At 71.8% G+C, this 23218-nt stretch carries 19 protein-coding genes; 6 read left to right on the top strand and 13 right to left on the bottom strand.

The window, feature by feature from the left end:
* Positions 1–173: 173 nt before the first annotated feature.
* Together ACIBVN_RS06020 and ACIBVN_RS06025 are read left to right on the top strand one after the other, a co-directional pair.
* Positions 174–1139 carry an ATP-binding cassette domain-containing protein gene (locus tag ACIBVN_RS06020; RefSeq protein ID WP_397133183.1) on the top strand — a complete coding sequence of 322 codons (966 nt, stop codon included), beginning with the start codon at positions 174–176 and terminating at the stop codon, positions 1137–1139.
* A complete protein-coding gene (locus ACIBVN_RS06025; RefSeq protein ID WP_397133185.1) occupies positions 1136–1972 on the top strand; it encodes an ABC transporter permease in 837 nt (278 codons plus the stop codon). Before ACIBVN_RS06020 ends, ACIBVN_RS06025 begins: the two co-directional genes overlap by 4 nt.
* 12 nt (positions 1973–1984) lie before the next feature.
* Here ACIBVN_RS06025 and ACIBVN_RS06030 read toward each other — a convergent pair whose 3' ends face one another.
* From ACIBVN_RS06030 to ACIBVN_RS06060, 7 genes are all read right to left on the bottom strand, one after another.
* Complete coding sequence (locus ACIBVN_RS06030) at positions 1985–5104, bottom strand: AAA family ATPase (protein WP_397133187.1); 3120 nt, start codon at positions 5102–5104, stop codon at positions 1985–1987.
* A gap of 45 nt (positions 5105–5149) precedes the next feature.
* Positions 5150–6343: a cytochrome P450 gene (locus ACIBVN_RS06035; protein ID WP_397133189.1), complete on the bottom strand. Its 1194-nt coding sequence runs from the start codon at positions 6341–6343 to the stop codon at positions 5150–5152.
* A gap of 97 nt (positions 6344–6440) precedes the next feature.
* Entirely contained in the window at positions 6441–7478 is a 1038-nt protein-coding gene (locus ACIBVN_RS06040) for a protein kinase family protein (RefSeq protein WP_397133191.1), read from the bottom strand.
* A 9-nt stretch (positions 7479–7487) separates the two neighbouring features.
* Positions 7488–8468, bottom strand: coding sequence for an NAD(P)-dependent alcohol dehydrogenase (locus ACIBVN_RS06045; protein ID WP_397133193.1), 981 nt, complete (start codon positions 8466–8468; stop codon positions 7488–7490).
* Between the two features lie 101 nt (positions 8469–8569).
* On the bottom strand, positions 8570–9241 hold the full coding sequence (locus ACIBVN_RS06050) for a response regulator (RefSeq protein ID WP_397133194.1): 672 nt from the start codon (positions 9239–9241) through the stop codon (positions 8570–8572).
* The gene (locus ACIBVN_RS06055; RefSeq protein WP_397133196.1) at positions 9238–10368 is read right to left on the bottom strand and encodes a sensor histidine kinase; all 1131 of its coding nucleotides are present in this window, start codon (positions 10366–10368) and stop codon (positions 9238–9240) included. Before ACIBVN_RS06055 ends, ACIBVN_RS06050 begins: the two co-directional genes overlap by 4 nt.
* A 13-nt stretch (positions 10369–10381) precedes the next feature.
* Positions 10382–11305: an AEC family transporter gene (locus tag ACIBVN_RS06060; protein WP_397133198.1), complete on the bottom strand. Its 924-nt coding sequence runs from the start codon at positions 11303–11305 to the stop codon at positions 10382–10384.
* A gap of 78 nt (positions 11306–11383) precedes the next feature.
* On the opposite strand from ACIBVN_RS06060, the gene ACIBVN_RS06065 reads away from it, so the two are divergent.
* A complete protein-coding gene (locus ACIBVN_RS06065; RefSeq protein ID WP_397133200.1) occupies positions 11384–12337 on the top strand; it encodes an NAD-dependent epimerase/dehydratase family protein in 954 nt (317 codons plus the stop codon).
* A 6-nt stretch (positions 12338–12343) separates the two neighbouring features.
* Here ACIBVN_RS06065 and ACIBVN_RS06070 read toward each other — a convergent pair whose 3' ends face one another.
* The 5 genes from ACIBVN_RS06070 to ACIBVN_RS06090 are packed head-to-tail and all read right to left on the bottom strand — an operon-like array spanning position 12344 to position 17056.
* The gene (locus ACIBVN_RS06070; RefSeq protein WP_397133202.1) at positions 12344–13609 is read right to left on the bottom strand and encodes an ABC transporter substrate-binding protein; all 1266 of its coding nucleotides are present in this window, start codon (positions 13607–13609) and stop codon (positions 12344–12346) included.
* 5 nt (positions 13610–13614) lie between these two features.
* Positions 13615–14637, bottom strand: a complete 1023-nt coding sequence (locus ACIBVN_RS06075; RefSeq protein WP_397133204.1) for a branched-chain amino acid ABC transporter permease — start codon at positions 14635–14637, stop codon at positions 13615–13617.
* On the bottom strand, positions 14634–15515 hold the full coding sequence (locus tag ACIBVN_RS06080) for a branched-chain amino acid ABC transporter permease (RefSeq protein ID WP_397133206.1): 882 nt from the start codon (positions 15513–15515) through the stop codon (positions 14634–14636). The genes ACIBVN_RS06075 and ACIBVN_RS06080 overlap by 4 nt, the downstream gene beginning before the upstream one ends.
* Positions 15516–15518: 3 nt before the next feature.
* Complete coding sequence (locus ACIBVN_RS06085; RefSeq protein WP_397133208.1) at positions 15519–16232, bottom strand: ABC transporter ATP-binding protein; 714 nt, start codon at positions 16230–16232, stop codon at positions 15519–15521.
* The gene (locus tag ACIBVN_RS06090; protein ID WP_397133210.1) at positions 16229–17056 is read right to left on the bottom strand and encodes an ABC transporter ATP-binding protein; all 828 of its coding nucleotides are present in this window, start codon (positions 17054–17056) and stop codon (positions 16229–16231) included. The genes ACIBVN_RS06085 and ACIBVN_RS06090 overlap by 4 nt, the downstream gene beginning before the upstream one ends.
* A gap of 179 nt (positions 17057–17235) precedes the next feature.
* Between ACIBVN_RS06090 and ACIBVN_RS06095 the strand changes: the two genes are divergently transcribed.
* Together ACIBVN_RS06095 and ACIBVN_RS06100 are read left to right on the top strand one after the other, a co-directional pair.
* Positions 17236–18585: a PucR family transcriptional regulator gene (locus tag ACIBVN_RS06095; protein ID WP_397133212.1), complete on the top strand. Its 1350-nt coding sequence runs from the start codon at positions 17236–17238 to the stop codon at positions 18583–18585.
* On the top strand, positions 18572–20041 hold the full coding sequence (locus tag ACIBVN_RS06100) for a long-chain fatty acid--CoA ligase (protein WP_397133216.1): 1470 nt from the start codon (positions 18572–18574) through the stop codon (positions 20039–20041). Before ACIBVN_RS06095 ends, ACIBVN_RS06100 begins: the two co-directional genes overlap by 14 nt.
* Here ACIBVN_RS06100 and ACIBVN_RS06105 read toward each other — a convergent pair.
* Positions 20028–22328: a M20/M25/M40 family metallo-hydrolase gene (locus ACIBVN_RS06105; RefSeq protein ID WP_397133218.1), complete on the bottom strand. Its 2301-nt coding sequence runs from the start codon at positions 22326–22328 to the stop codon at positions 20028–20030. The two genes, ACIBVN_RS06100 and ACIBVN_RS06105, sit on opposite strands and share 14 nt — an antisense overlap.
* A gap of 140 nt (positions 22329–22468) precedes the next feature.
* Here ACIBVN_RS06105 and ACIBVN_RS06110 point away from each other — a divergent pair, with 140 nt between their 5' ends.
* Complete coding sequence (locus ACIBVN_RS06110; RefSeq protein WP_397133220.1) at positions 22469–23218, top strand: sulfite exporter TauE/SafE family protein; 750 nt, start codon at positions 22469–22471, stop codon at positions 23216–23218.

Here is a 23218-nt window from a genome sequence, read left to right on the forward strand (position 1 = left end):
CACCGTCAGTGGGCAACGACATCCCAGAAGCGATCAACTCTCCCGGCCAACCGGCAGGGGCACTGTCTTTCAGCAGGACTCGAAGTCCAGGACGCGCAAGTGCTCACCTGCCGGACGGCTACCAACCACCGAGTCTGCCGCAAGGCGACTCGCTAACACTGATTAGGACCGCAATGCCAGATCTAGCGATACAGACCTCCGGCCTGGTCAAGGTCTTCGGCGACACCCGTGCCGTGGACGGCCTCGACCTCGCCGTCCCGACCGGCGCCGTGTACGGCGTGCTCGGCCCCAACGGCGCGGGCAAGACCACCGCCGTACGGATGCTGGCCACGCTGCTGCGACCCGACGGCGGCGAGGCGACCGTGTTCGGGCACGACGTCGTGCGCGAGGCGGACACCGTACGCAGCCGGGTCAGCCTGACCGGCCAGTACGCCTCCGTGGACGAGGAGATGACCGGCGCCGAGAACCTGATCCTGCTCGGCCGCCTCCTCGGCCACCGCAAGCCGGCCGCGAAGGAGCGGGCGGCGGAGCTGCTGGAGGCGTTCGGGCTGACGGATGCCGCGGGGCGGCAGGTCAAGACGTACTCGGGCGGGATGCGCCGGCGGATCGACATCGCGGCCAGCATCCTCAACACGCCCGACCTGCTCTTCCTCGACGAGCCCACGACCGGCCTCGACCCGCGCAGCCGCAACCAGGTCTGGGACATCGTGCGCGTCGTCGTGGCCCACGGCACGACGGTGCTGCTCACCACGCAATACCTGGAGGAGGCCGACCGGCTCGCGAGCCGCATCGCGGTCATCGACCACGGCAAGGTCATCGCCGAGGGCACTCCCGGCGAGCTGAAGTCGTCGGTCGGCTCCGGTTCCGTGCACGTACGGCTGCGCGACCCGGCCACCCGCGGCGAGGCCGAGCGCCTGCTCGCCGAGACGCTGGACGCGCCCGTCTACCTGGAGGCGGACCCGGTGGCGCTCACGGCCCGCATCACCGGCGACGGCGGGGAGGCGGCGCAGGCCGCCCGCGCCCTCGGGCGGCTGGCCGAGGCCGGCATCGTCGTCAACGACTTCTCACTCGGCCAGCCCAGCCTGGACGAGGTCTTCCTGGCACTGACCGACCGCCCCGCGACCGAGGAGGCAGCATGAGCACCACCACTGAGACCACGTACGCACCCGCGGCCGAGACGCTCGGCACGGTGCTCGCTCCGGGGGTGAAGCCGCCGCGGCCCAGCGCCTGGTCGGCGTCAATCACGTTCGGCTGGCGGGCCATGTTGAAGATCAAGCACGTGCCGGAGCAGCTGTTCGACGTGACGGCGTTCCCGCTGATGATGACGCTGATGTTCACGTACCTGTTCGGCGGCGCGCTGGCGGGATCGCCGACCAAGTACCTGCAGTTCCTGCTGCCGGGCATCATGGTGACGAGCGTCGTGATGATCACGATGTACACCGGCGTGGAGGTCAACAAGGACATCGAGAAGGGCGTCTTCGACCGCTTCCGCACCCTGCCCATCTGGCGTCCTTCGACCATGGTCGGCTACCTGCTCGGCGACGTCCTGCGGTACACGCTGGCCTCGACGGTCATTCTGGCGGTCGGTCTGGTGCTGGGCTACCGGCCGCCGGGCGGGGTCGCCGGTTCGGTGGCCGGGATCCTGGTGCTGCTGGGGTTCTCGTTCGCGTTCTCCTGGGTGTGGACGATGTTCGGGCTGCTGCTGCGGAGCGAGAAGTCGGTGATGGGGGTCAGCATGCTGGTGCTGTTCCCGTTGACCTTCCTGAGCAACGTCTATGTGCACCCCTCGACCATGCCGGGGTGGCTGCAGATCTTCGTGAACGCGAACCCCATCACGCACGTGGTGGCTTCCGTGCGGTCGCTGATGGCCGGCGCGCCTGACGGCGCGGAGCTCATGTGGGTACTGGTGTCGGCGCTGGTGCTGATCGCCGTGTTCGGCACCCTCACCATGCGCCTGTACAACCGCAAGTAGCATGGCCCCTGCTCAGAGGCGCCAGGTGACGGGGCGGTCAGGTTGGTAGCGGCAGGTGGAGCCGGTCGAGACGGCGGCGCGGAGATGGGCGGCCAGCTCGGGATGGGCTCGGTCGAGCTTGCGCAGCACGTCGCGGATCCTGGCCGTGACGGTCTTGCGGGCGCGCTCCGCCTCGTCGCCCAGGCGGCGGGTGCGCCCGCCGAGCCCCGCCGCGGCCCGCAGCTCCTCCAGCAACGCCGCCCGCTCCCGGTCGAACTCGGCCGCCCGCCGGTCGTCCCCCAGCTCCGCGGCCCGGTCGATCTCGTCGTCGAGCTGGGCCAGCCGGCGCCGGTAGCGGCTCTTGGCCTCCTCGTCGAGCACGTCGTCGCCGCCCATCCGCCGGGCCGCGACCACGACCTCGCCGCCCTCGGGGTCGAGCAGGAGCACGGCGGGCACGTCGTCACCCGGACGGCTCAGCAACGTGTGGAGGTCGCGCAGGCCCTTGGCGTCGGGCATGTGCGCGGTGCGGCCCGCGAACGCCAGCGACCAGACCTTCCCGTCCCTCCTGAACTCCGCGGTGCCGCCTCTGTCCGGCCGGGGGGCGACCGGCTCTGGACGCGCCGGGCGTACGGACTCAAGGACGTGGCGCATGCCCAGCTCGCCCGCCTCCCTGCGCACGCCGGCGAGCAGCCCCTCCGCCGCCTCGGCGTCGCCCGGCCCGCCACGGGAGAGCAGCGTCTCGGCCAGGTGCGCCCGGGCGATCACCGACCACGGCCGTGCCCGCATCAGGTCGGCGGAGCGGTAGGCGGCCGTGAATCCCTCGATGGCCTGCGCCCACCGGCCCTCGGCGGCGTCGAGCAGCGCGAGCCAGAGATCGTAGGGCCCGCTGACGTCCCAGCCGTAGAACGACACCACCCACTGGCCCCGATGCGGAGCCAGCGCGGCGCGGGCCCGCGCGCACAGCTCCGGGTCCTGCGTGGCCGCCGCCACCTCCGCCTGGAACCGCAGCCACAGCGGCTGCGCCATGCGCTCGCTCGGCTCCCCGGCGGCGAAGTGGCGTAGCGCGGTGTCGAGGTCGCCTACTTGCAGGGCCGTGAGCGCCTCCAGCACCGGCACGCACGGGTGGGCGGTCTCCCTGAGCTCGCGGAGCAGCTCTTCTGCCTCCTTGATCCTGCCCTGCAGCGACGTCATCGCCCACCGGTGGTGCATGATCATGAACAGGAAATGATCGTGCATCGAGTCCACGTGGATGCCCGACAGCGCCGACTCCGCCTCGGCGAAGCGGCCGGTGAGGGCGGCGATGATGCTCATGTCCACCGACGTGGACAGGTCGAGGTGGCGCCGGCCGCTGCGCCGCCCTCTGGCGGCGTAGTCGTGGAAGGCGTCGAGGTAGCGGGCGTCACCCTGCTCGATCATGGCGACCCAGCGCAGCGCGGCGGCGAAGTGGGCGAGGTCCCCGTCGGACGTGCGCCTGGCCACGTCGAGCAGCTCGCCGGTCAGCGCCAACCGCTCCTCCGCCGTGCCGGGCCCCCAGATGATCTCGTGGTGCTTCCACAGGCTGAACGCCAGCGCGTCGTCGTCACCTCCGCGCCTGGCCAGGTTGGCGAGGTGGAGCACGAGCTCGAGCGCCAGCCGCTCGTCGGGCGCCGAGCCGCCGACCAGCCTGCCGTGGGCCTGTCGCAGCCGCTCGAGGGCCTCGTCGAGGCCGTATTGGGAGTGGAACGTCAGCGCGACGCGGGCGGGCAGCTCGGGGTCGTCGAGCTCGCGGGCGATGGCGGCGGCCAGCTCGAACGCCTCCCTCGCCGCGTCCAGCTCGCCGACGTGGTGCAGCTCCTTGCCCAGGTCGAGAGCGATCACGGCCTGCCTGCGCCGGTCGACGCCGCCGCTCAGGTCGCATGCCCTGCGCAGGTGGCCCAGCTGCTCCTCGTCCGCCAGGCGACCCTTGGCGTCGCGGGAGGCGGCCAGCAGGAGGTCGATCACCCGATCAGGGTCCAGGCGGTCGCGGGCGAGGTAGGCGTGCCCGGCCAGGTCGCCCGGCAGCACCTTGCCCGCCAGACCGGGCGCGCGGTCGAGGGCGCTGACGATGGCGCCGTGCAGCTCGAGCGGGTCGTCCAGCGAGTCGTAGAGGGTCTCGCGCACCAGGTCGTGGGCGAACGCGAACACGCCGCCGCCCTTGGCCACCACGAGCTTGGCCGCCACGGCCACGTCCAGCAGCCGGTCGACGTGCGCGACGGGCGCCGCGACGATCGCGGCGAGCACCTGCCGGTGGAACTCCCGCCCGAGCACCGCCGCGGCGGGCAGCAGCTCGGACACCTGCCGCGGCAGCAGGGACAACCGGCGCAGCAGCGCGTCGCGCACGCCCGGCGCGATGGCGCCGGCCGAGCCGCCGCTGCGCCACAGCCTGGCGGTCTGCTCGACGAAGAACGGGTTTCCGCCCGTGCGCAGATGGACCTCCGCGACCAGCTCGGGCGGCGGCTCGTGGCCGGCCGTGCGGGTCATGAGCGCGCCGACGCCCGCCTGGTCGAGCCCGGTGAGCGTGATGGTGGTGGCCCGCGCGACGAGCGGCGACAGGAGATCGCGCAGCGGGTGGTCGACGGACTCCACCTCGGCGTCGCGATAGGTGCCGATCAACAGCAGCCGCTCGAACCAGGTCTGCTGCGCCGCGAACTCCAGCAGCCGGAGCGAGGCCGGGTCGGCCTCGTGGAGGTCGTCGATGACGACCACCACCGGGCGCCGCTGCGACAGCGAGACCAGAGCGGAGGTGACCGCGTCGTAGACCCGGAAGGCGTCGAGGGCCGCCGCGCGGCTCCTGCCCTCGCCGAGCAGGGCGGCCAGCCTGCCGTCGGCCGACTGCTCCACCGCGGCCCACTCCCCGGGCTCCGCGGCGCGCCGCAGAGCCCGGATGACCTGGACCCACGGCCAGAAGCCTGGGGCATTGTCCGAATCCCAGCACGCGCCGCCGACCACCAGCGCGCCCTGCCGCCTGGCCTCCCCCGCCGCGCTCGTGACCAGCGTCGTCTTGCCGATGCCCGCCTCGCCGGTGACCAGCACCAGGCCGCCGTGGCTGCCGATCACCCGGTCGATCTCGGCACGCATCAGCGCGGCGGGGTGCTCCCTGCCGATCAGCTCGTGTGCCGCGACGTCGATAGGCATGACCCTTGCACGCTATCCGCCGGGACCGACAATTCCCATCAGCCGCTACCAGGCGACCTCCAGGGAGCTCAGGCCGTAGACGATGTGGGCGGAGCGGAAGTCCGCGGCGCCGGCCTCGCGCAGCCCCGGGAAGCGCTGGAGCAGCGCGGGGAAGGCGATGCGCAGCTCCATGCGGGCCAGCGGGGCGCCCAGGCAGTGGTGGATGCCGTGGCCGAAGGCGACGTGGCCGGGAGCGCCGCGGGAGATGTCGAACGTGTCCGCGTCGGGCAGCAGCCCCGGGTCGCGGTTGGCCGCGGGCAGGGCGCAGACGATCAGCTCGCCGGGCGGGATGGTACGGCCGCCGAGCCGGACCTCCGTGGTCGTGACCTTGGTCGTGCCCGAGTTGACGATGCTCAGCCAGCGCAGCAGCTCCTCCACCGCGGCGTCGATGCGCTCGGGCTCCTTCCTGAGGAGTTCGAGCTGTTCGGGGTGGCGGAGCAGGGCCAGGGTGCCGAGGGCGAGCATGTTGGAGGTGGTCTCGTGACCGGCGAACAACAGCAGGGCGCCGATCCCGACGAGCTCGTCCGTGGTCAGGTCGTCGCCGTGCTCGCGCACCAGCATGCCGAGCAGCTCGTCGCCCGGGTCCTGCTGGATGCGGCGGACCAGGTCCTCCATGTACGCCCGCGACTCGAACTGCAGCGCCAGCCGCTCCTCGCCCGGCACCGACATGTCGAGCATCCTGCTGGTGCGGTGCTGGAAACCCGCGCGGTCCTCGTACGGGACGCCGAGCAGCTCGCAGATGACCAGCGACGGGATCGGCAGCGCGAACGACTGCACCAGGTCGGCGGGCGCCCCGGCGGCCTCCATGGCGTCCAGGTGGTCGTCCACGATGCGCCTGATCCGCGGCTCCAGCCGCTGCATCCTGCGGATGGTGAACTCGGGGGTCAGCATCTTGCGCAGGCGCGTGTGCTTGGGCGGGTCCGCGCCGAGCAGGTTGCCCGCCTGCGCCTTGGCGAGCTGCTCCGGGGTCATCTCCGGCGCTCCAGGCAGCCGCGCGACCGTCTGCTCTGCGATCTTGAACCGCTCGGCGTCGCCCAGGACCTCGCGTACGTCCGCGTACCGGGTCACGAGCCAGGCGTCCAGGCCGAACGCACTCGTGATGCGCACGATCCCCGCCTCGTCCCGGACCGCCGCCAGCTCAGGAGCCGGGTCGAACCCCACCCGCCGCATGTGCGGCGGCATCACCGAGGACTCGGTCATGGCTACCCCTTGATGATCGTCGTTGAGGCGACAACGGTAACAATCAGGGAGGTCGGTCTCCAGTGACCCGGCACAAGCGGTTTGCCCGGCCTGAGGCTCAGCCGGGGAGTCGATCGAGCTCCTCCTGCGGATACGGCGTCCGCCTGCTCTCCTTCTGGAGCCTGCGGTAGAAGTCGTCCATCACCAGGGCGAGCGCGCTGTGACGGGTCAGGATCGCCGCCGCTGACTCCGGCACCCCGGCGGGTGGCTCTCCCCCGGCCCACGCGCGCACCAGGTCGTCGTGATCGCCCCACTTGCGGCCGTACAGGGCGGACGCCAGCCAGTGCACGAAGTGCGTGCGCGTGTAGCAGCGGTCGTAACTTCGGTGCCGGCGGAAGAAGTCGGCTTGCTCCGGCGACAGATCGAAGCGCGAGGAGATCGCGAGCCCGAAGTCGGCGAAGTAGACGCGCCGCCCGTCGGTGAGGAGATTGAGAAAGTGCGCGTCGAAGTGCAGCAGGTCGTTGGCGCTCATGAAGGAGACGCCCGCTTCCAGCTCCCGCTCCACCAGCTCGCAGGCGGCGTTAGCGGCCTCGTCACCGGCCCGCATCCGCGCTCCCAGCCAGTCGCTCAGGTTGTGCGGGAAGTACTCGAGGAACAGCACGAGGCTCGCCGAGGACCGCTGGAGCGCCTCGATGCGGTCGCGCACCTCCGGGCCTCCTCCCCAGTAGGCAACGGTCTGCTCCACGTCGGACATGACCTCGGGCAGGGACGGCGGGGTGTCGGGCAGCACCCGCCAGTGGTACATCAGGGGAAAGCCGGGATACTGACCGGCGATCACCCAGTTCGTGGTCATGACGTGCGTCGCCAGCTCCCGCCACGCCCCGAAGCCAGGACTGCCGATGCCGTAGTTGAAGAAGGCCGGGAGGCCGAAGACATTGGCGGTGGACCTGAAGTTCTCCGGCAGGAGCTCCCGGTCCGTGAGGGGCACCCGTTTCACGAACACCCGGGTCCCGGCCACCTCCAACAGCGCGGACCGGCCGCCGATGCCGGCGCCGAGCGGGTCGGCCTGCTCGACCAGCTTGCCCAGCTCGACGTCGCCGCGAAGGGCCAGGGAGGTGGCGACGTCGCTGTAGGCCGTGAGGCGTGACGTTTCCATCGGGGCACTCTAGACGGCGATCACGACCTTCCCCGGCACATGGCCCGCCTCCTGGTACCTGACGGCCGCCGGGAGCTCCTCGAACGGGTAGCTCCGGTCGATGACCGGATGGACCGCGCCGGCCTCGATGAGCTCGGTCAGCGTCGCCAGGTTCCGCTTGTTCTCCGTGCAGCGCACCACGTCCGCCAGAACCGTCCTCTGGGACACGAACGGCGCCGCCGCGAGCGCCGCGACCACGTGGCCGACGGGCTGCAGCCAGCGACCGGCCGGGCCGCCGACGAGCACCAGGATGCCCTTGCGGGCCAGCACCCGCCGGCACGCCGAGGCGGGACGGCTGCCCGCGATGTCCACCAGCAAGTCGTAGCGCTGCCCGTTACGGGTGAAGTCCTCTTTGGTGTAGTCGATGACCTCGTCCGCGCCGATCGACCACACCATGTCCACGTTCCGCGCGCTGCAGACGCCGGTGACCCGCGCGCCGAACGCCTTGGCGAGCTGCACGGCGAACGTGCCCACGCCTCCGGAGGCCCCGTTCACGAGGACCTTCTGTCCCGGCTGGACGCGTCCCTGGTCACGCAGGGCGATCAGGGCGGTGTTCGCCGCCATCGGCACCGCCGCCGCCTCCTCGAACGACAGGTTCGCCGGCTTGCGCGCCAGCTCGCTCTCCGGCACGCACACGTACTGGGCGAAGCCGCCCTGCTTGGGCATCGCGTACACCTCGTCGCCAGGGCCGAACTCCGTCACGCCAGCGCCGACCGCCTCGACCTCCCCCGCCACGTCCGCGCCCAGGATGCCGAACGGCGGCGTGAGCAGGCCGGGGCCGCCGGGCATCAGGCGCGCGACGTACGGCTCGCCGCGCATGAAGTGCCAGTCGTAGGGCTGGACGGAGGTGGCGCGCACCCGGACCAGCACCTCGCCGTCGCCGGGCACGGGCCGGTCGACGTCCGTGAGCCGGAGGGGTGAGCCGTACGAGCGTAAGACGAACGCCTTCATCGCATTCTCCTCATGGAGGGGACTCGAGACCAGTGTCGCCAGACCCCGCACGCGAGCTCTACAGCCGAAAGTACGACCTTCCGCCCGGCCGATCGGCCGGATCAGTCGCGCACGCGCCTGGTCTCGTAGGCCCACATGGCGATCTCCACGCGATTGCGGACACCGAGCTTGGTCATGAGGCTGGCGATGTGGCTCTTGACCGTGCTGAGCGAGATGTGCAGCTCGTCGGCGATCTCGCTGTTGGTCCGCCCGCGCGCCACGGTGGCGAGGATCTCCTCCTCCCGGACGGTCAGCGCATCGACGGGTTGCGCGGGCGGCGTGGCGCGCCCGGCGAAGGCGAAGGTCTCGAGCAGGCGTGCGGTGATGTTCGGGGCGATGAGGGCGTCGCCGTTGGCGGCGGCGCGGACGGCCTGGGAGAGCAGGTCGGGGCCGGCGTCCTTGAGCAGGAAGCCCCGGGCGCCCGCTCTGAGCGCGGCGTAGACGTACTCGTCGAGGTCGAAGGTGGTGATGACGACGACGGCGAGGGGTTCGGCGACGCCGGGACCGGCCAGGCGGCGGGTGGCCTCGATGCCGTCGAGGCCGGGCATGCGGATGTCGAACAGGCACACGTCGGGGCGCAGGCGCCGCGCCAGCTCCACGGCGCGCCGCCCGTCGGCGGCCTCGCCGACGACCTCGATGCCGGGCTGCGCGTCGAGGATCATCCTGAGCCCCGTGCGGGCGATCTCCTGGTCGTCGGCGACGACCACCCGGATGCCCTCGCCCCCGGCGGTCATGTCGCCGTCCCGGCGCGGGGCAGCACGGCGGTCACGGTCCAGCCCCGGTCGGGGTTCGGCCCTGCCTCGCAGGTGCCGCCGAGCAGGCCCGCGCGTTCGATCATGCCGATGAGCCCGTAGCCGGGCGACGAAATCGAGCGTACGGAGCTGGTGTCGCCGTCGTCGCTCACGCGCAGGCGCACCGACGTGTCGTCGGCGGCGACCTGGATCGCGATGCGGGTGGCGTGGCGGGCGTGCCGCCGGGCGTTGGTGACCGACTCCTGGGCGATGCGGAAGATCGCGGCCCCGACCGACGGCGGCAGGCCGTCGAGGTCGCCGAAGAGCTCCACGTCGACGGATGGGCCGACGCGGGCGTGACCGGCGAGCTGTCGGAGATCGGCGATCTGCCGCCCCGGCGACAGCTCAGCCGGCTCGTTTCGGCGCAGGAGGCGGACCATGGCGCGCATCTCGGCGAGCGTACGCGACGCCTCGGCCGCGATCACGCGGAGCGCGTCGGTCGCGGCCTCCGGTTGCGAGGCCGCCGTCGCCAGGCCCGCCTGCGCGCGGATCGCCATGGCCGACACGTGGTGAGCCACGGTGTCGTGCAGGTCGCGGGCCAGCTGCTCGCGCTCGAGCAGCTTGACCTGCTCGAGCTCGCGCATCCGCGCCCTGGCCCGGTACCGGACCGCGAGGCCCAGGGCGATGGCCGAGAACATGACGGCGAACCCGGCGACGGCGTCGGCGGGCGCGAGCCCGTAGAAGGCGACCGAGACGCCGACCGCGACCAGCATGATCGCCAGCCCGGTCGCGGCCTCGCGTCCCGACCCCCACCTGAACAGCGCGTACACCACGAGCAGCAGGAACACCATCGTGTACGTCTCCGGCCGCACGCCGCCCATGAGCAGCGGAGCCAGGCTCGTGGTGACGAAGGCGGTCGCGAGCATCAGCAGCGGCCTGGTGCGGCGCCACAGCAGCGTGGGCACCAGCCCGACGGTCATGGCCACCGCGACGGCCCGCCACGGCAGCTCCGGGCGCAGGGCCCCTTCGAGCACCGCGACCGGCACGAGCACCCCTACGAGCGCCCAGTCCCGCCAGACGCGTAACGGAGGGTCGGAGGGACGGGGCTCGTCCCACACGGAGCGAAGCACACCCTCATGGTAATCACCCGAGGACCGCGCCGATCGTGGTCATGATCGGGATGGACAGGCCCGTGGTCAGCAGCACCGCGCTGCGGGCCAGGCGGCGGCCCGTGTCGTAGTTCACCGCGTACACGTAGATGTTCTGCGCGGTCGGCAGGGCGGCGAACAGGGTGGCGGCCAGGAGGTCGCTGCCGTCGAGGCCGAGGGCGAGGCGGGCGGTCAGGTAGGCGATGGCCGGCTGGACGAAGGCCTTCAGCGCGACCGCGAGGAAGACGTCCTTGCCGACGCCGTTCGTCTCGGGGTCCTTGGGGGTGCGCTGGGAGCCGTACAGGCTGAGGCCGTACGCCAGCAGCGCCACGGGCACGGCGGCGCCGCCGAGCAGCTCGACCGGGCGCATGGCCAGCTCGGGGAGGGAGATCCCGCTGAGCGCGAAGGCGAGGCCGAGGAGTGAGGCGACCGTGAGCGGGTTGCGGAGCGGGAGGAGCAGCGCCGCACGCGCCGAGCGCGCCCCCTTGTCGAGGATCAGGAACGAGATCGGGGTGATGACGATCAGCTGGAAGAGCAGGATCGGGGCGACCAGTGCGCCGTCGCCCAACACGTAGATCGAGATGGGCACGCCGAGGTTGCCCGCGTTGACGTACGACGAGGCCAGGGCGCCGATCGTCGCCTCGCGGCGGTCGCGCCGCCAGGCCAGCCTCGCCACCAGCACGTAGACCAGCTGGACGCAGGCCACCGCCACCACCTCGGTCAGCAGCACCGGCGAGAAGAGCGTGCGCAGGTCGGCACGGGACACCGTGGCGAACATCAGCGCGGGAGTAGCCACGAAGAAGGCCAGCCGCGACAGGACCAACTCGTCGCTGGCGCGCAGCAGACCGCCCATCCCGATCAGGTAGCCGAGCACCGCAACGGACACCAGGGCGGCGAACGCCGCGACAACCCCCGACACGTACCAACCTCCGAAATGGGACGTTCAGCAGCGTATCGGGATGGTTGACCGCCGAGACGGCGGGTCTACGCTGGGCGCATGCGAGTAGCGGTGATTGGTGCCAGCGGTCATATCGGCACATATCTAATCCCCCGGCTGGTCGACGCCGGACACGACGTCGTCGCCGTGAGCAGGGGCAAGCGCGAGCCCTACAGCCCGCACGGGGCCTGGCAGCGGGTCACCGCCATCACCGCCGACCGCGAGGCGGAGGACGCCGACGGCACGTTCGGGCGGCGGATCGCCGACCTGGAGGCGGACGTCGTCATCGATCTCATCTGCTTCACGGAGTCCAGCGCCCGCGACCTGGCGGCGGCGCTGACCGGGCGGGTCCGGCACTTCCTGCACTGCGGGACGATCTGGACGCACGGGCCGAGCAGCCGGGTGCCGACGACCGAGGACATGCCCAAGCGCCCGATCGGCGAGTACGGCAAGCAGAAGGCCGCCATCGAGGCCCACCTCCTCGAACGCGCGCATCGCGACGGCTTCCCCGCCACGATCATCCACCCCGGACACATCACCGGGCCTGGCTGGGTGCCGGTCAACCCGGCGGGCAACGTCAACCCCGCCGTGTTCCAGACGCTGGCCGACGGCGCCGAGCTGGCGCTGCCGAACTTCGGCATGGAGACCGTCCAGCACGTGCACGCCGACGACGTGGCGCGGCTGTTCGTGGACGCCATGGTCAACCCGTCCGTCGCCGTGGGCGAGAGCTTCCACTCCGTCGCCACCACCGCCCTGACGCTGCGCGGTTACGCCGAGGCGGTGGCGGGCTGGTTCGGGCGGGAGGCGCGGCTGACCTTCCTGCCGTTCGAGCGGTGGCGGGAGACGGTGTCGGAGGAGGACGCGCAGATCACGTACGACCACATCGCCTACAGCCCCCACTGCAGCATGGAGAAGGCCGAGCGGCTCCTGGGGCACCGGCCCCGATACGCGCCGCTCGAGGCCATCTCCGAGGCGGTCGACTGGCTGGTCAGGGCGGGCACCATCACCCGGTGAGGCCCATCACCCCGTGAGGGGGCCGAACTCCTTCCGCGTGTCGATGACGTCGCCGAAGAGCTCCCAGCGCTCTCCCTTGAACGTCATGAGCTGCATCGACTCGATCGGGAAGCCGTCCGCCTGACCGGTGTCGAGTGTCACGCCGGGCAGCAGCATGTCGATCTTGACGCCCTTGAGGTCGCGTACGGAGTCGCGCAGCCCCTCGCGGGTCGGGCACTTGGCCGCCTCCATGGCCTTGTGGAAGCTGTTCGCCACGGCCCAGCCGAAGGTGTGGTAGGGGATGTTCGGATCGGCGCCGGGCGCGTACTGCTGCATCTTCTGCCTGTACAGCGTCATCTCGGGGTCGTTCTGCCAGGTCGGGTCGTTGGGGTCCTTGTAGTACGTGGCCGAGACGACGCCCTGCACGTTCGCGAAGCCGACGGGCTTGAGCACGGTGATCGAGGCGGCGACGTTGTTGACGATGTGCAGCGGGTTCCAGGTCGTGTTCCTGGCGTCGGCGGCCAGCGCCTGCGAGCCGAACTTGGGCGTGGTGATGTCGAGGAACACCTCGGCCTTCGACTCGGCGAGGTTGCGCATCTGGGGGTCGATGCTGGGGTCGGTCACCTCGTAGCTCTGCTCGGCCACGATCGTGATGCCGGTGCCCTCGACGGCCCGCTTGAACCCGCCGAGCAGGTCCTTGCCGAAGTCGTCGTTCTGGTAGAGGACGGCGACCTTGGCCTGGGGCTTGTCCTTCTTGAGGTACTGGGCGTAGACGCGGGCCTCGGAGACGTAGTTGGGCTGCCAGCCGATCGTCCACGGGTGCGCGGTGTCGGTGCCCCACTTGGAGGCGCCGGTGGCGACGAAGATCTGCGGGACCTTGCGCTGGTTCGTGTAGTCCCAGGTGGCGGTGGTCGAGGGCGTGCCGAGCGTCTGGAACAGGGCGAACACCTGCTCCTGCTCCACCAGCCTGCGCGCCTCCTCGACGGCCTTGGGCGGCTGGTAGCCGTCGTCGCGCACGACGAACTCGACCTTGCGCCCGCCGATGCCGCCCTTCTCCGCGTTGATGTAGTCGAAGTACGCCTTGATGCCCTTGGGGATGTCCCCGTAGGCGGAGGCGGGGCCGGACAGCGGGTAGATGCCGCCCAGCTTGATGGTCTTGTCGGTGATGCCGGTCGTCTGCTGTCCCTGGCACTGGCCCGACGCCGCCGTGCCCGCGCCGCCGCCGCTGTCCCGCCCCCCGCAGGCGGCGACCAGGAGAAGCACCGCAGCAGCCCCGATCGCAGATACACGCATCGCTCTTACTCCTTCCGGGGAACTTTCTTGACCAAGCGCCCGGCCAGCCCGGCGAGCCCCGCCGGGGCCACGTACATCACCGCGATGATCAGCAGGCCGAAGACGACGCCGGGAGCGGCGTCGTTGATGTCCTGCGCGATGCTCGGCACGAACATCACGAACAGCGCGCCCAGCACGGGGCCGGACAGCGAGCCGAGCCCGCCGACGACCAGTCCGGCCAGCAGGGTGATCGACAGGTTGACGGTGAACGAGTCCGGCGACACGAACCCGATCACCCACGTGTAGAGGCAGCCCGCCGCTCCGGCGAACATCGCGCTCCACGCGAACGCGAGCGTCTTGTAGGACGACAGCCGCACGCCCATGACCTCGGCCGCGGCCTCGTCGTCCCTGATGGCGTGCAGCGCCCGGCCCACCCTCGAGCGCAGCAGGCTGCCCGCCACCAGGAACGCCGCGACGGCGACGAGCAGGGCGAGGAAGTACAGCCACTGGTCCTCGGCCAGGCCGCTCCAGGCGGGCGGCGCGGGCTTGGCCAGCGTCAGCCCCATGGAGCCGCCGGTGACCGCCTCGAAGCGCTTGAGCAGCGGCACCAGGAAGATGGCCACGGCGAGCGTGACGAGCGCCAGGTAGAGACCGCGCAGCCGCATGGCCGGCAGGCCGAACGCCAGGCCAAGCACGAACGCCGCCCCCGCCGCGACGGGGAGGGTCAATGGGTACGGGAGCGCCCAGCGGTCGAGGAGGATCGCGGTCGCGTACGCGCCGACGGCGAAGAACGCGCCGTGCCCGAGCGAGATCTGGCCCGCGTGGCCGACGAGGAGGTTCAGCCCGAGCAGCGCCACCGCGTAGACCAGCACCATCGTGAGCTGGAAGACGTGGAAGGGGGCCAATTGGAAGGGGGCGTAACACGCGGCCGCCAGCAGCGCCGCTGCCGCTGCCCACCGCCGGCGGACTGCGGGCGACGTCGTGGCGGGCGTCCTTTTGGAAGTGGGGGTGGATGCCGTGGAAGCAGGGGTGGGTGCCGCTGCGCTCATGACCGCTCCACCACCGCTCGCCCGAACAGGCCACGGGGCCGCAGCAGGAGCACACCCAGGATGATCATCAGCGGCACCCCCACTTTGAGGTCGGACCCGATGAACCCGACGTAGGCGCCGGCCAGCGTCTCCGCCACCCCGACGATCAGCCCGCCCACGACGGCCCCCACCGGGCTGTCGAAGCCGCCGAGGGTCGCCGCCGCGAACGCGTAGATGAGGACGCCGCCCATCATGTTCGGCTCCAGGAACAGCAGCGGCGCCACCAGCACCCCCGACACCGCGCCCACGGTGGCCGCCAGTCCCCAGCCGAGCGCGAGCGTCCAGCCCACCCGGATCCCGACCAGCCGCGCCGACTCGGGGTTGCTCGCCACCGCCCGCATCCCCAGCCCGATCTTGGTGTGCTGGAAGAGCAGGTACAGGAGCCCCATGACGACCGCCACCACGGCGAGCACCCCGAGCGTCGAGAAGCTCACGCTGATCCCGGCCGCCTCCAGCGCGCCGCCGGGGAACGGGTTGGGGAAGTCCTTGATCAGGAACGTCCAGATCCACCCGGCGGCGGCGTTGACGAAGATGAACAGCCCGACGGTGACGATGACCAGCGTCAGCTCGGGTGCGCCCTCGACCGGCCGGATGATCACCCGTTCGATCAGCATCCCGCCCGCGAACGACACCACCAGCGTGAGCGCCAGCGCCAGCCAGAACGGCAGCCCGGCGGCCACGCACTGCCAGGCGACGTACGTGGCGAACATGGCCAGCTCGCCCTGGGCGAAGTTCACGATGCCGGTGAACTGGTAGATCAGCACCAGGGCCAGCGCCAGGCTGGCGTAGATGGCGCCCGCGCCGAGCCCCTCGACGACCTGCTGCAGGAATCCGCCCATCGGCTACACCCGGTATCCCAGGTAGGACTGCGCGACCTGCTCATCGGCCCTGATCTGCTCGGCCGTGCCCGACAGGACGATCCGCCCGGTCTCCAGCACGTGCGCCTGCTGGGCGATGCCGAGCGCGAGATGGGCGTTCTGCTCGACGACGACCACGGTGGTCCGCTCCTCTGCGTTGACGGCCTGGACGATGCGGAACAGCTCCCGGGTGACCAGCGGGGCCAGGCCGAGCGACGGCTCGTCGAGCAGGAGCAGCCGGGGCCGCAGCATGAGGGCCCGGCCGATGGCCAGCATCTGCTGCTCGCCGCCGCTGAGGCTGCCCGCGGCCTGCTTGAGCCGGCTCTTCAGCACCGGGAAGTACGTGTGGACTCGTTCGAGGTCCGCTTCCACTTCGGCACGTCCGCGCCGGACGAAGGCGCCGAGCCGGAGGTTCTCCTCGACGGTCAGCGGCATGAACGTGCCCCGCCCCTCCGGCACGTGGGCCACGCCCTGCCGGGCGAGCGCGTCGGGCGAGCGGCCCGCCAGGTCCCTGCCGTCGAGCGAGACCCGGCCACGTGCTCTCACCATGCCGGACAGGGCACGCAGCAGCGTCGTCTTGCCCGCGCCGTTCGGCCCGAGAATCGCGCAGATCTCCCCCTCGCCGACGGTCAGGCTCACGCCGTGCAGCACGCGGGCGTCCCCGTACCCGGCCACCAGGTCCTCCACGACGAGAGTCATGCGCCCTCCTTCGTCGGTCGCATGACTCCATGAGTGCTTTGTTCGATTGTTCGCTCGCTTCGCTCACTCACGGCCGTCCCCAGGTACGCCTCGATGACGCCGGGGTCGCGCTGCACCTCGCCCGGCGGCCCTTCGGCGATCTTGCGGCCGAAGTCGAGGCACACGATCCGCTCGCAGATCCCCATGACGAAGCCCATGTGGTGCTCGACCACGATCACCGTCAGGTCGTACTCGGACCGGATCGCACCCAGCGTGCCCGCGAACTCCTCGACCTCGGCCGCGTTCAGCCCGTTCACCGGCTCGTCGAGCAGCAGCAGCCGGGGCCTGCCGACGAGCGCGCGGGCCAGCTCGACCCGCTTGAGCGTCCCGAACGGCAGCCCGGTCGCCGGATGGTCGGCCACGCCGGTCAGGCCCAGGCGCTCGATCACGGCGTCGGCGTCCGCGCGCAGCGCGCGCTCCTCGCGGCGTACGCCGGGCAGCCGCAGACCCGCGCCGAGGAAGCCGGCGCGGCCCCTGTGGTGCGCGCCGACCAGCACGTTGTCGCGTACCGGCAGCCGGGGGAAGAGGCCGAGGTTCTGGAACGTCCTGGCGATGCCCAGCTCCGCGATCGCGTAGGGGGCCACGGCCGTCAGGTCCCTGCCCTCGTACACGATCGTCCCCGAGCCGGCCTCGTACCGCCGGGTGAGGCAGTTGAACAGGGTGGTCTTGCCGGCGCCGTTCGGCCCGATGAGCCCCACCATCTCCCCGCGCGCCACCTCGAAGCCCACGCCGTCCAGCGCCGTGATGCCGCCGAAGCGGACGGTAAGATCGTCTACCTCCAGCATCCGGCCTCCTGGAGAACAATGTTCTGAAGGTGGGCTCAGCGTAGGATCGGCCGGTCACAGGCCGCATTGGGCACGGTGACCCAAGATGTTTCAGGCGAGTTGTCCGCTGAGCACAGGGTGGGTCTCGGACCGGTCACAACCCGTTGACCTCCCGGCGACGGCCATGGATCATCCCGGGCATGTCCACTGGTTCGTACACCGTGGAAGCCGTCCGCGTGGAACGCGCGCGGATTCTCTCCGAGCTGCTCACCGACGTCGACGCGCTGGCCGATGCCGCGCTCGCCGCGATACTGAGGGAGATCCCGGTCTACGCGGCGCAGGGGCCGGACTTCCACGCCGACGTGCGGGAGCACGTGGTCAGGCACTACCGCGCCAAGCTGGCCGTGCTGCTGGAGGAGCGCACGGTCACGCACGGGGACATCTCGTTCACCCGCCGGCCGGCCATGCGCCGGGCCAGGGCGGGGGTGCCGCTGGCCGACTACATCAACGCGTTCAGGGTCGGGCAGCGGGTCTTCTGGGAGGCGGTGGTCGAGCGGGCCGGGCACTCGTACGCCGGTCGCGAGGCGGCGCTGTCGCTGGTTGCGCCGCTGATGCGGTACTCGGACTTCGCCAGCACGCACACGGCGAACGCGTACATGGAGTTCCAGCAGTACGCGGCCGCCGAGGCGGTGCGCGAGAGCCGTGACCTGCTGGAGACGCTGCTGGCGGGCTGCGTGCCGACGCGGGGCAGGGAGCTGGCGGCGGCGCAGGCCCACGGTCTCGCCCCGGACGCGCGCACGCCGCTGCTCGTGGTGATCGCCGTGCTCGCCGGGCCGCCCGCGGCCTTCGACGAGGGCGCCGACGCCAGGCACGCGGCCTGCGCGGCCATCGCCAGGACCGGCGGGAACGTCACCCGTACGCTGTCGGTCGTGCGCCAGTCGGAGATCGTGGCGATCCCCGTGCTCGGCCCCGGCACCGGCCCCGAGGAGCTGTGCGACCGGCTGCAGGCGGTGCTGGAGGGCCTGGCCCGCGAGGGGATCAGGCTGGCCATGGGCATCAGCACGGTGTCGGCGGGGACGGCGCAGATCCCGCAGGCGTACCAGGAGGCCAGGGCGGTGCTGGACTTCGTGCCCGAGGAGGGCGGGGTGGCGGCGCTGCCGCGGATCACGCCGTTCCAGTACCTGGCGCTGAAGGCCGACGACACCGCCCGCCACCTGGTGGACCCGCGCATCACGGCGCTGCTGGCCGAGGACCGGGCGCGGGGCGGCGTGCTGACGGCCACGATCAGGGCGTTCGCCGCCGCCGACCTGAACCTGCGGGCCGCTGCCGAGCGGCTGCAGATCCATCCGAACACCGCTCAATACCGGCTGCGCCGGATCCAGGAGCGCACGGGGCGCAGCCTGCGCTCGATCAGCGATCTCGTCGAGCTGCTCGTGGCGATCGCGCTGCAGGACTCGCTCCCCACCAATGCCGGGCGGGAAAGACTGGTCACCGCGACCGATGAGGGGCGAGGAAGAGCGGACGTACGGTCTTGCCATGAACCTCGCTGACCGGCTCCACATCGCCGCCGGGCGACTCGGCGGCAGAGCGGTTCTCACGCTGGACGAGGCGGAGCTCACCTACGGCGGGCTCGACGAGCTGAGCGCCCGGCTCGCGGGGCTGCTGCGGGGCCGCGGGATCGGCGCCGGCGACCGGGTCGCGATCATGCTGCCGAACGTGCCGGAGTTCGGCGTCGTCTATTACGGGGTGCTGCGGATCGGGGCGATCGTGGTGCCGCTGGACCCGCTGCTGAAGCGGCGGGAGATCGCCGCGTACCTGGGGGACTGCGGGGCGCGGCTGCTGATCGCCTGGCACGCGTTCGCGGAGACCGCCGAGGCGGGCTCGGCGGGCACGAAGGCGGACTGCTTCTTCGTCGTGCCCGAGGAGTTCCGCAGGCTGCTGCGGGGCGTGGCGGGCGAGCGGGAGATCGCCGCCACCGGAGACGGCGACACAGCCGTCATCCACTACACCTCCGGGACGACGGGCCGTCCGAAGGGCATCGAGCTGACCCACGCGAACCTGGGCGGCAACGCCGCCACCGTGGCCCGCATGCACGCGCTCGGCGTGGACGACGTGGTTCTGGGGGCGCTGCCGCTCTACCACACGTTCGGGCAGACGTGCTCGCTCAACGCGACCGTGCACGCGGGCGCGCGGCTGACGCTGCTGCGGCGGTTCGAGGCGGGGCGGGCGCTGGAGGTGATCAGGCGCGACGGGGTGACGGTCTTCCACGGCGTGCCCGCCATGTACATCTCGCTGCTCGACCATCCCGGCGCCGCCGACCTGTCGATGCTGCGCGTCCGCGCGTCCGGCGGGGCGGCGCTGCCGCTGGACGTGCAGCGCGCGTACGAGACCAGGTTCGGCTGCGAGATCATCGAGGGGTACGGGCTCAGCGAGACGTCCCCCGTGGCCGCCACGAACCGGGGCGGCCACCACCGCAGGCCCGGCTCCATCGGCTGGCCGATCAAGGGCATCGAGATGAAGATCGTCGACGAGGACGGCCGCGAGACGCCGCGCGGCGAGATCGGCGAGATCGTCGTGCGCGGCCCCAACGTGATGAAGGGCTACTGGAACGACCCCGCCGCCACCGCGGAGGCCGTCCGCGACGGCTGGTTCCACACCGGCGACCTCGGCAGGGTGGACGAGGACGGCTACTTCTACCTGGTGGACCGCCGCCGCGATGTGATCATCCGCGGCGGCTACACCGTCTATCCGCGGGAGGTCGAGGAGGTCCTGTACGAGCACCCGGCGGTGCGGCAGGCGGCGGTCTTCGGCGTGCCGCACCCGGGGCTCGGGGAGGAGATCGAGGCCGTGGTGGCCGTACGCGCCGCGGTGACCTGCGCGGACCTGCGCGATTTCGTGCGGGAGCGGGTGGCGGCCTACAAGTATCCGCGGCGCATCTCGTTCGTGGACGAGCTGCCGATGAGCCCCACCGGCAAGATCCTCAAGCGGGCGCTCATCTCGCGCTGATCGTGTACGTACGGGTGACCGCCACCAGGTCGCCGTCCTCGCGCGTCGCCGCCACCACACCCGCCGGCCTCGGGACGAAGCCGGGCACCTGCCGGAGTCCGTCGGTCTCGGCGATGGCGGTCACCCTGAACCCGCCGGTCCGCGGCACTCGCACGGTGATCTCCGCACCGGAATCGGGCAGGCCGCGGAAGCGGATCTCGCCGGGCCAGGTGTTGGCCCGCGTGCCGGTGACCTCGACGCTCACGGGGGCCATGCCGGCCACGGCGGCGCTCGCCCCGGTGATGGGCCGCTCGACTCTCAGCGTGACCGAGCGGGCCGCCCGGCCGGCGGTCACGCGGAGCTTGACCGTGTCGCCGTCGCGGGAAAGCACGGTGACGCGGGGCTCGGCGGCCCTGGTCACCGGCGCGGGTCCCGTCCAGAGCGAGGTGCCGCGGGCGTAGCCGGGAGGCAGTTTCGCCGTGTCATGGCTCGACACGTACTTCCTGGTCCAGGCGGGCGGCTCCGGGTCGGCGCTGACCCAGCTCGCGGTCCTGGCGTCGGCGTCCAGCACGTACGCGAGGTGCGTGCGCAGCGGGTCGTCCGCGTCGAAGCCGTCGGTGGCCAGCCCGCCGCCGACCAGCACCACGGCGAGCCCGGCGGCGGCCAGAGGGACCAGGCTCGGCACCCGCTCCGGCAGGCACAGCTCCACGATCGGCAGCACCGTCAGCCCGAACAGCGCCAGCACCAGCGCGGGCGCCCCGCCGAGCGCGAGGCCCATCCCGTCGAACGCGTTCCCGGCCAGGGCGGGCAGCAGCATCGCCGCCATGACCGTGCCCAGCGTCGCCGCCGCCACCGGCCGGACCGCGCCACGCAGCAGGATCGCGGCCGTCCCGCCGAGCGCGCAGAACAGCGCGGGCAGCGTGAACACGAACGACGCGCCCGGCGCGACCTGGGCGCACAGCAGGCCGAGTCCGGCAGGCCAGGCCAGCGCCCCGACGGCGAGCGCCGCGGGCCCGAGGCGGCGGCGCAGCGGCAGGTACCAGCAGAGCAGCGCCAGCCCCGACAGCACCGCGACGGCCACCTGGAACACCCGCGGGTGGTGCAGCAGCCCGCCCATCCCGTCGTACGCGGGCCTCGCGGCCACCAGCACCTCCCACAGCCCCTGCGCCAGGGCCACCGCGAGCACCAGCGGCACGACGCCGGACACCGCGCCCGCGGCGAGCCTGGGCAGGCTGATCAGCCGCCGCCGGCGCGCGAGCAGCGCCAGCCCGGCCACCGCCACCACCGCGAGCACGGCCAGCGGCCAGACGAGCGCGTTCGAGTACGTGACCATGGTCCCGAGAACGCGGAAATAGGTGACGTCGTGGTCGGAGGCCAGCGCCTGGAGGTCGGCGTTCCCGAGGGCGCGGGCCAGCGCCAGCATGTTCGAGCCGTGGTGCTGCAGACTGCCCCGGTCGAGGTGGGCGAGCGAGTCGTCGGCGGTGTGATAGCGCGACGAGCCCTCGATGTAGGCGAAGTTCATGCCGGTGAAGCCGCTCTTGGACATCGGGGTGAAGTCCGTGTTGTTGGGGAGCAGCCGGTAGATCTCCACCATCGTGGAGTCGCCGCGCGGGTGCGGCACGGCGCTCGCGAACGTCTCGACCAGCCCGGCGTTCTTCCTGGACGTCTCGAACATCAGTGACGGGCCGCTCACTCCCCTGGCCTCCCAGTTGAGCAGGACCCCGCCCGCGCGGCCCAGCGGGTGCTCCCTGACGAACGCCTCGGCGCCCAGCGTTCCGTCCTCTTCGCCGTCCGTCATCAACAGCACCAGGTCGTTGCGGAGCGCGGCGCCCTTGAGCGCCCGTACCGTCTCCAGCATCGCCGCCACCGCGGCGGCGTCGTCGGAGGCGCCAGGACCCATCGCCGCGGAGTCGTAGTGCGCGGCGATCAGCACCGTCCCGGTCGGATCGGCGCCCTTCGCCGTGGCCACGACGTTGTCCACCTGCCCGAACGACGCCAGCCCCGTCGACGGGTTCGCGCCGATCGCCCGCTGGACCCGCACGTCGAGCCCCGCCGCGCGCAGCTGCCCGGCGAGGTAGTCCCTGGCCCGGTCACCGGCCTGGCTGCCGATCGGGCGGCTCTCGGTGGCGAACCTCTCGAGGTGGCGCAGGGCCCGCTCGGCGCTGAACTCCCCGGCCGGCGCGGAGGCGGGCAGCGGCTGCATCGTGCTGTTCGCCATGACGGTCAACATGATCACTCCGACGAGCACGAGCAGGGCACACACCCCCGCCGACGCCCGGCGCGGGACGTCGAACAACTTTCCCATCATGACCGGGAACGCTAGGTACCCTGGCCAGGGCGGCGGAATGATGTGCGCGCCCGGATCCACCTGCGGTTTTCCACACCATGCGTCTCACATGGCGGGACCATTCGTCTTAGAAGATAAGACATGCCCTAAAGTCTCATGGCATGACACCTTGGGAGATGGTCGCGGTGCTGGCAGCCGGCGTCGTGGGCGGGGGCATCAACACCGTGGTCGGGTCCGGATCGCTGATCACGTTCCCCACGCTGCTGGCGGTCGGCCTGCCGCCGATCGTCGCGAACGTCTCCAACAACATCGGCCTGGTCCCCGGCGGCCTCACCGGTGTCATGGGCTACCGGCCCGAGCTGAAGGGCCAGCGCGAGCGGCTGCTCAGGCTGGCCCCCGCCTCCGTCGTCGGCTCGCTGGCCGGCGGCCTGCTGCTGCTCAACCTGCCCGAGAGCAGCTTCAACGTGATCGTCAGCGTGCTGATCGCGCTGTCCTGCGTGCTGGTCGTGATCCAGCCCAGGCTCAGCCGCATGCTGGCCGCCCACCCGGGGCGCACGCACGGCGGCCCGTGGCTGTGGCTGGGCACACTGGCAGCCGGCGCGTACGGCGGCTATTTCGGCGCCGGGCAGGGCATCCTGCTCATCGGCCTGATGGGCATCCTCCTGCATGAGGACCTGCAGCGCATCAACGCGGCCAAGAACGTGCTCGCCCTGCTGGTGAACTTCACCGCCGCCGTCCTCTACACGCTGGTCGCCGACGTGGACTGGCTCGCCGTGCTGCTGGTGGCGCTGGGCTCGATGATCGGCGGCTTCCTCGGCGCCCGTGTGGGCCGCAGGCTGCCCGCCCCGATCCTGCGCGGCGTGATCGTCTGCATCGGCGTCGCGGCGATCGTCAAGCTCCTGGCCGCCTAG

The sequence above is a fragment of the Nonomuraea sp. NPDC049400 genome (assembly GCF_044466425.1).
In the GTDB taxonomy this organism is placed as follows: Bacteria; Actinomycetota; Actinomycetes; order Streptosporangiales; family Streptosporangiaceae; genus Nonomuraea.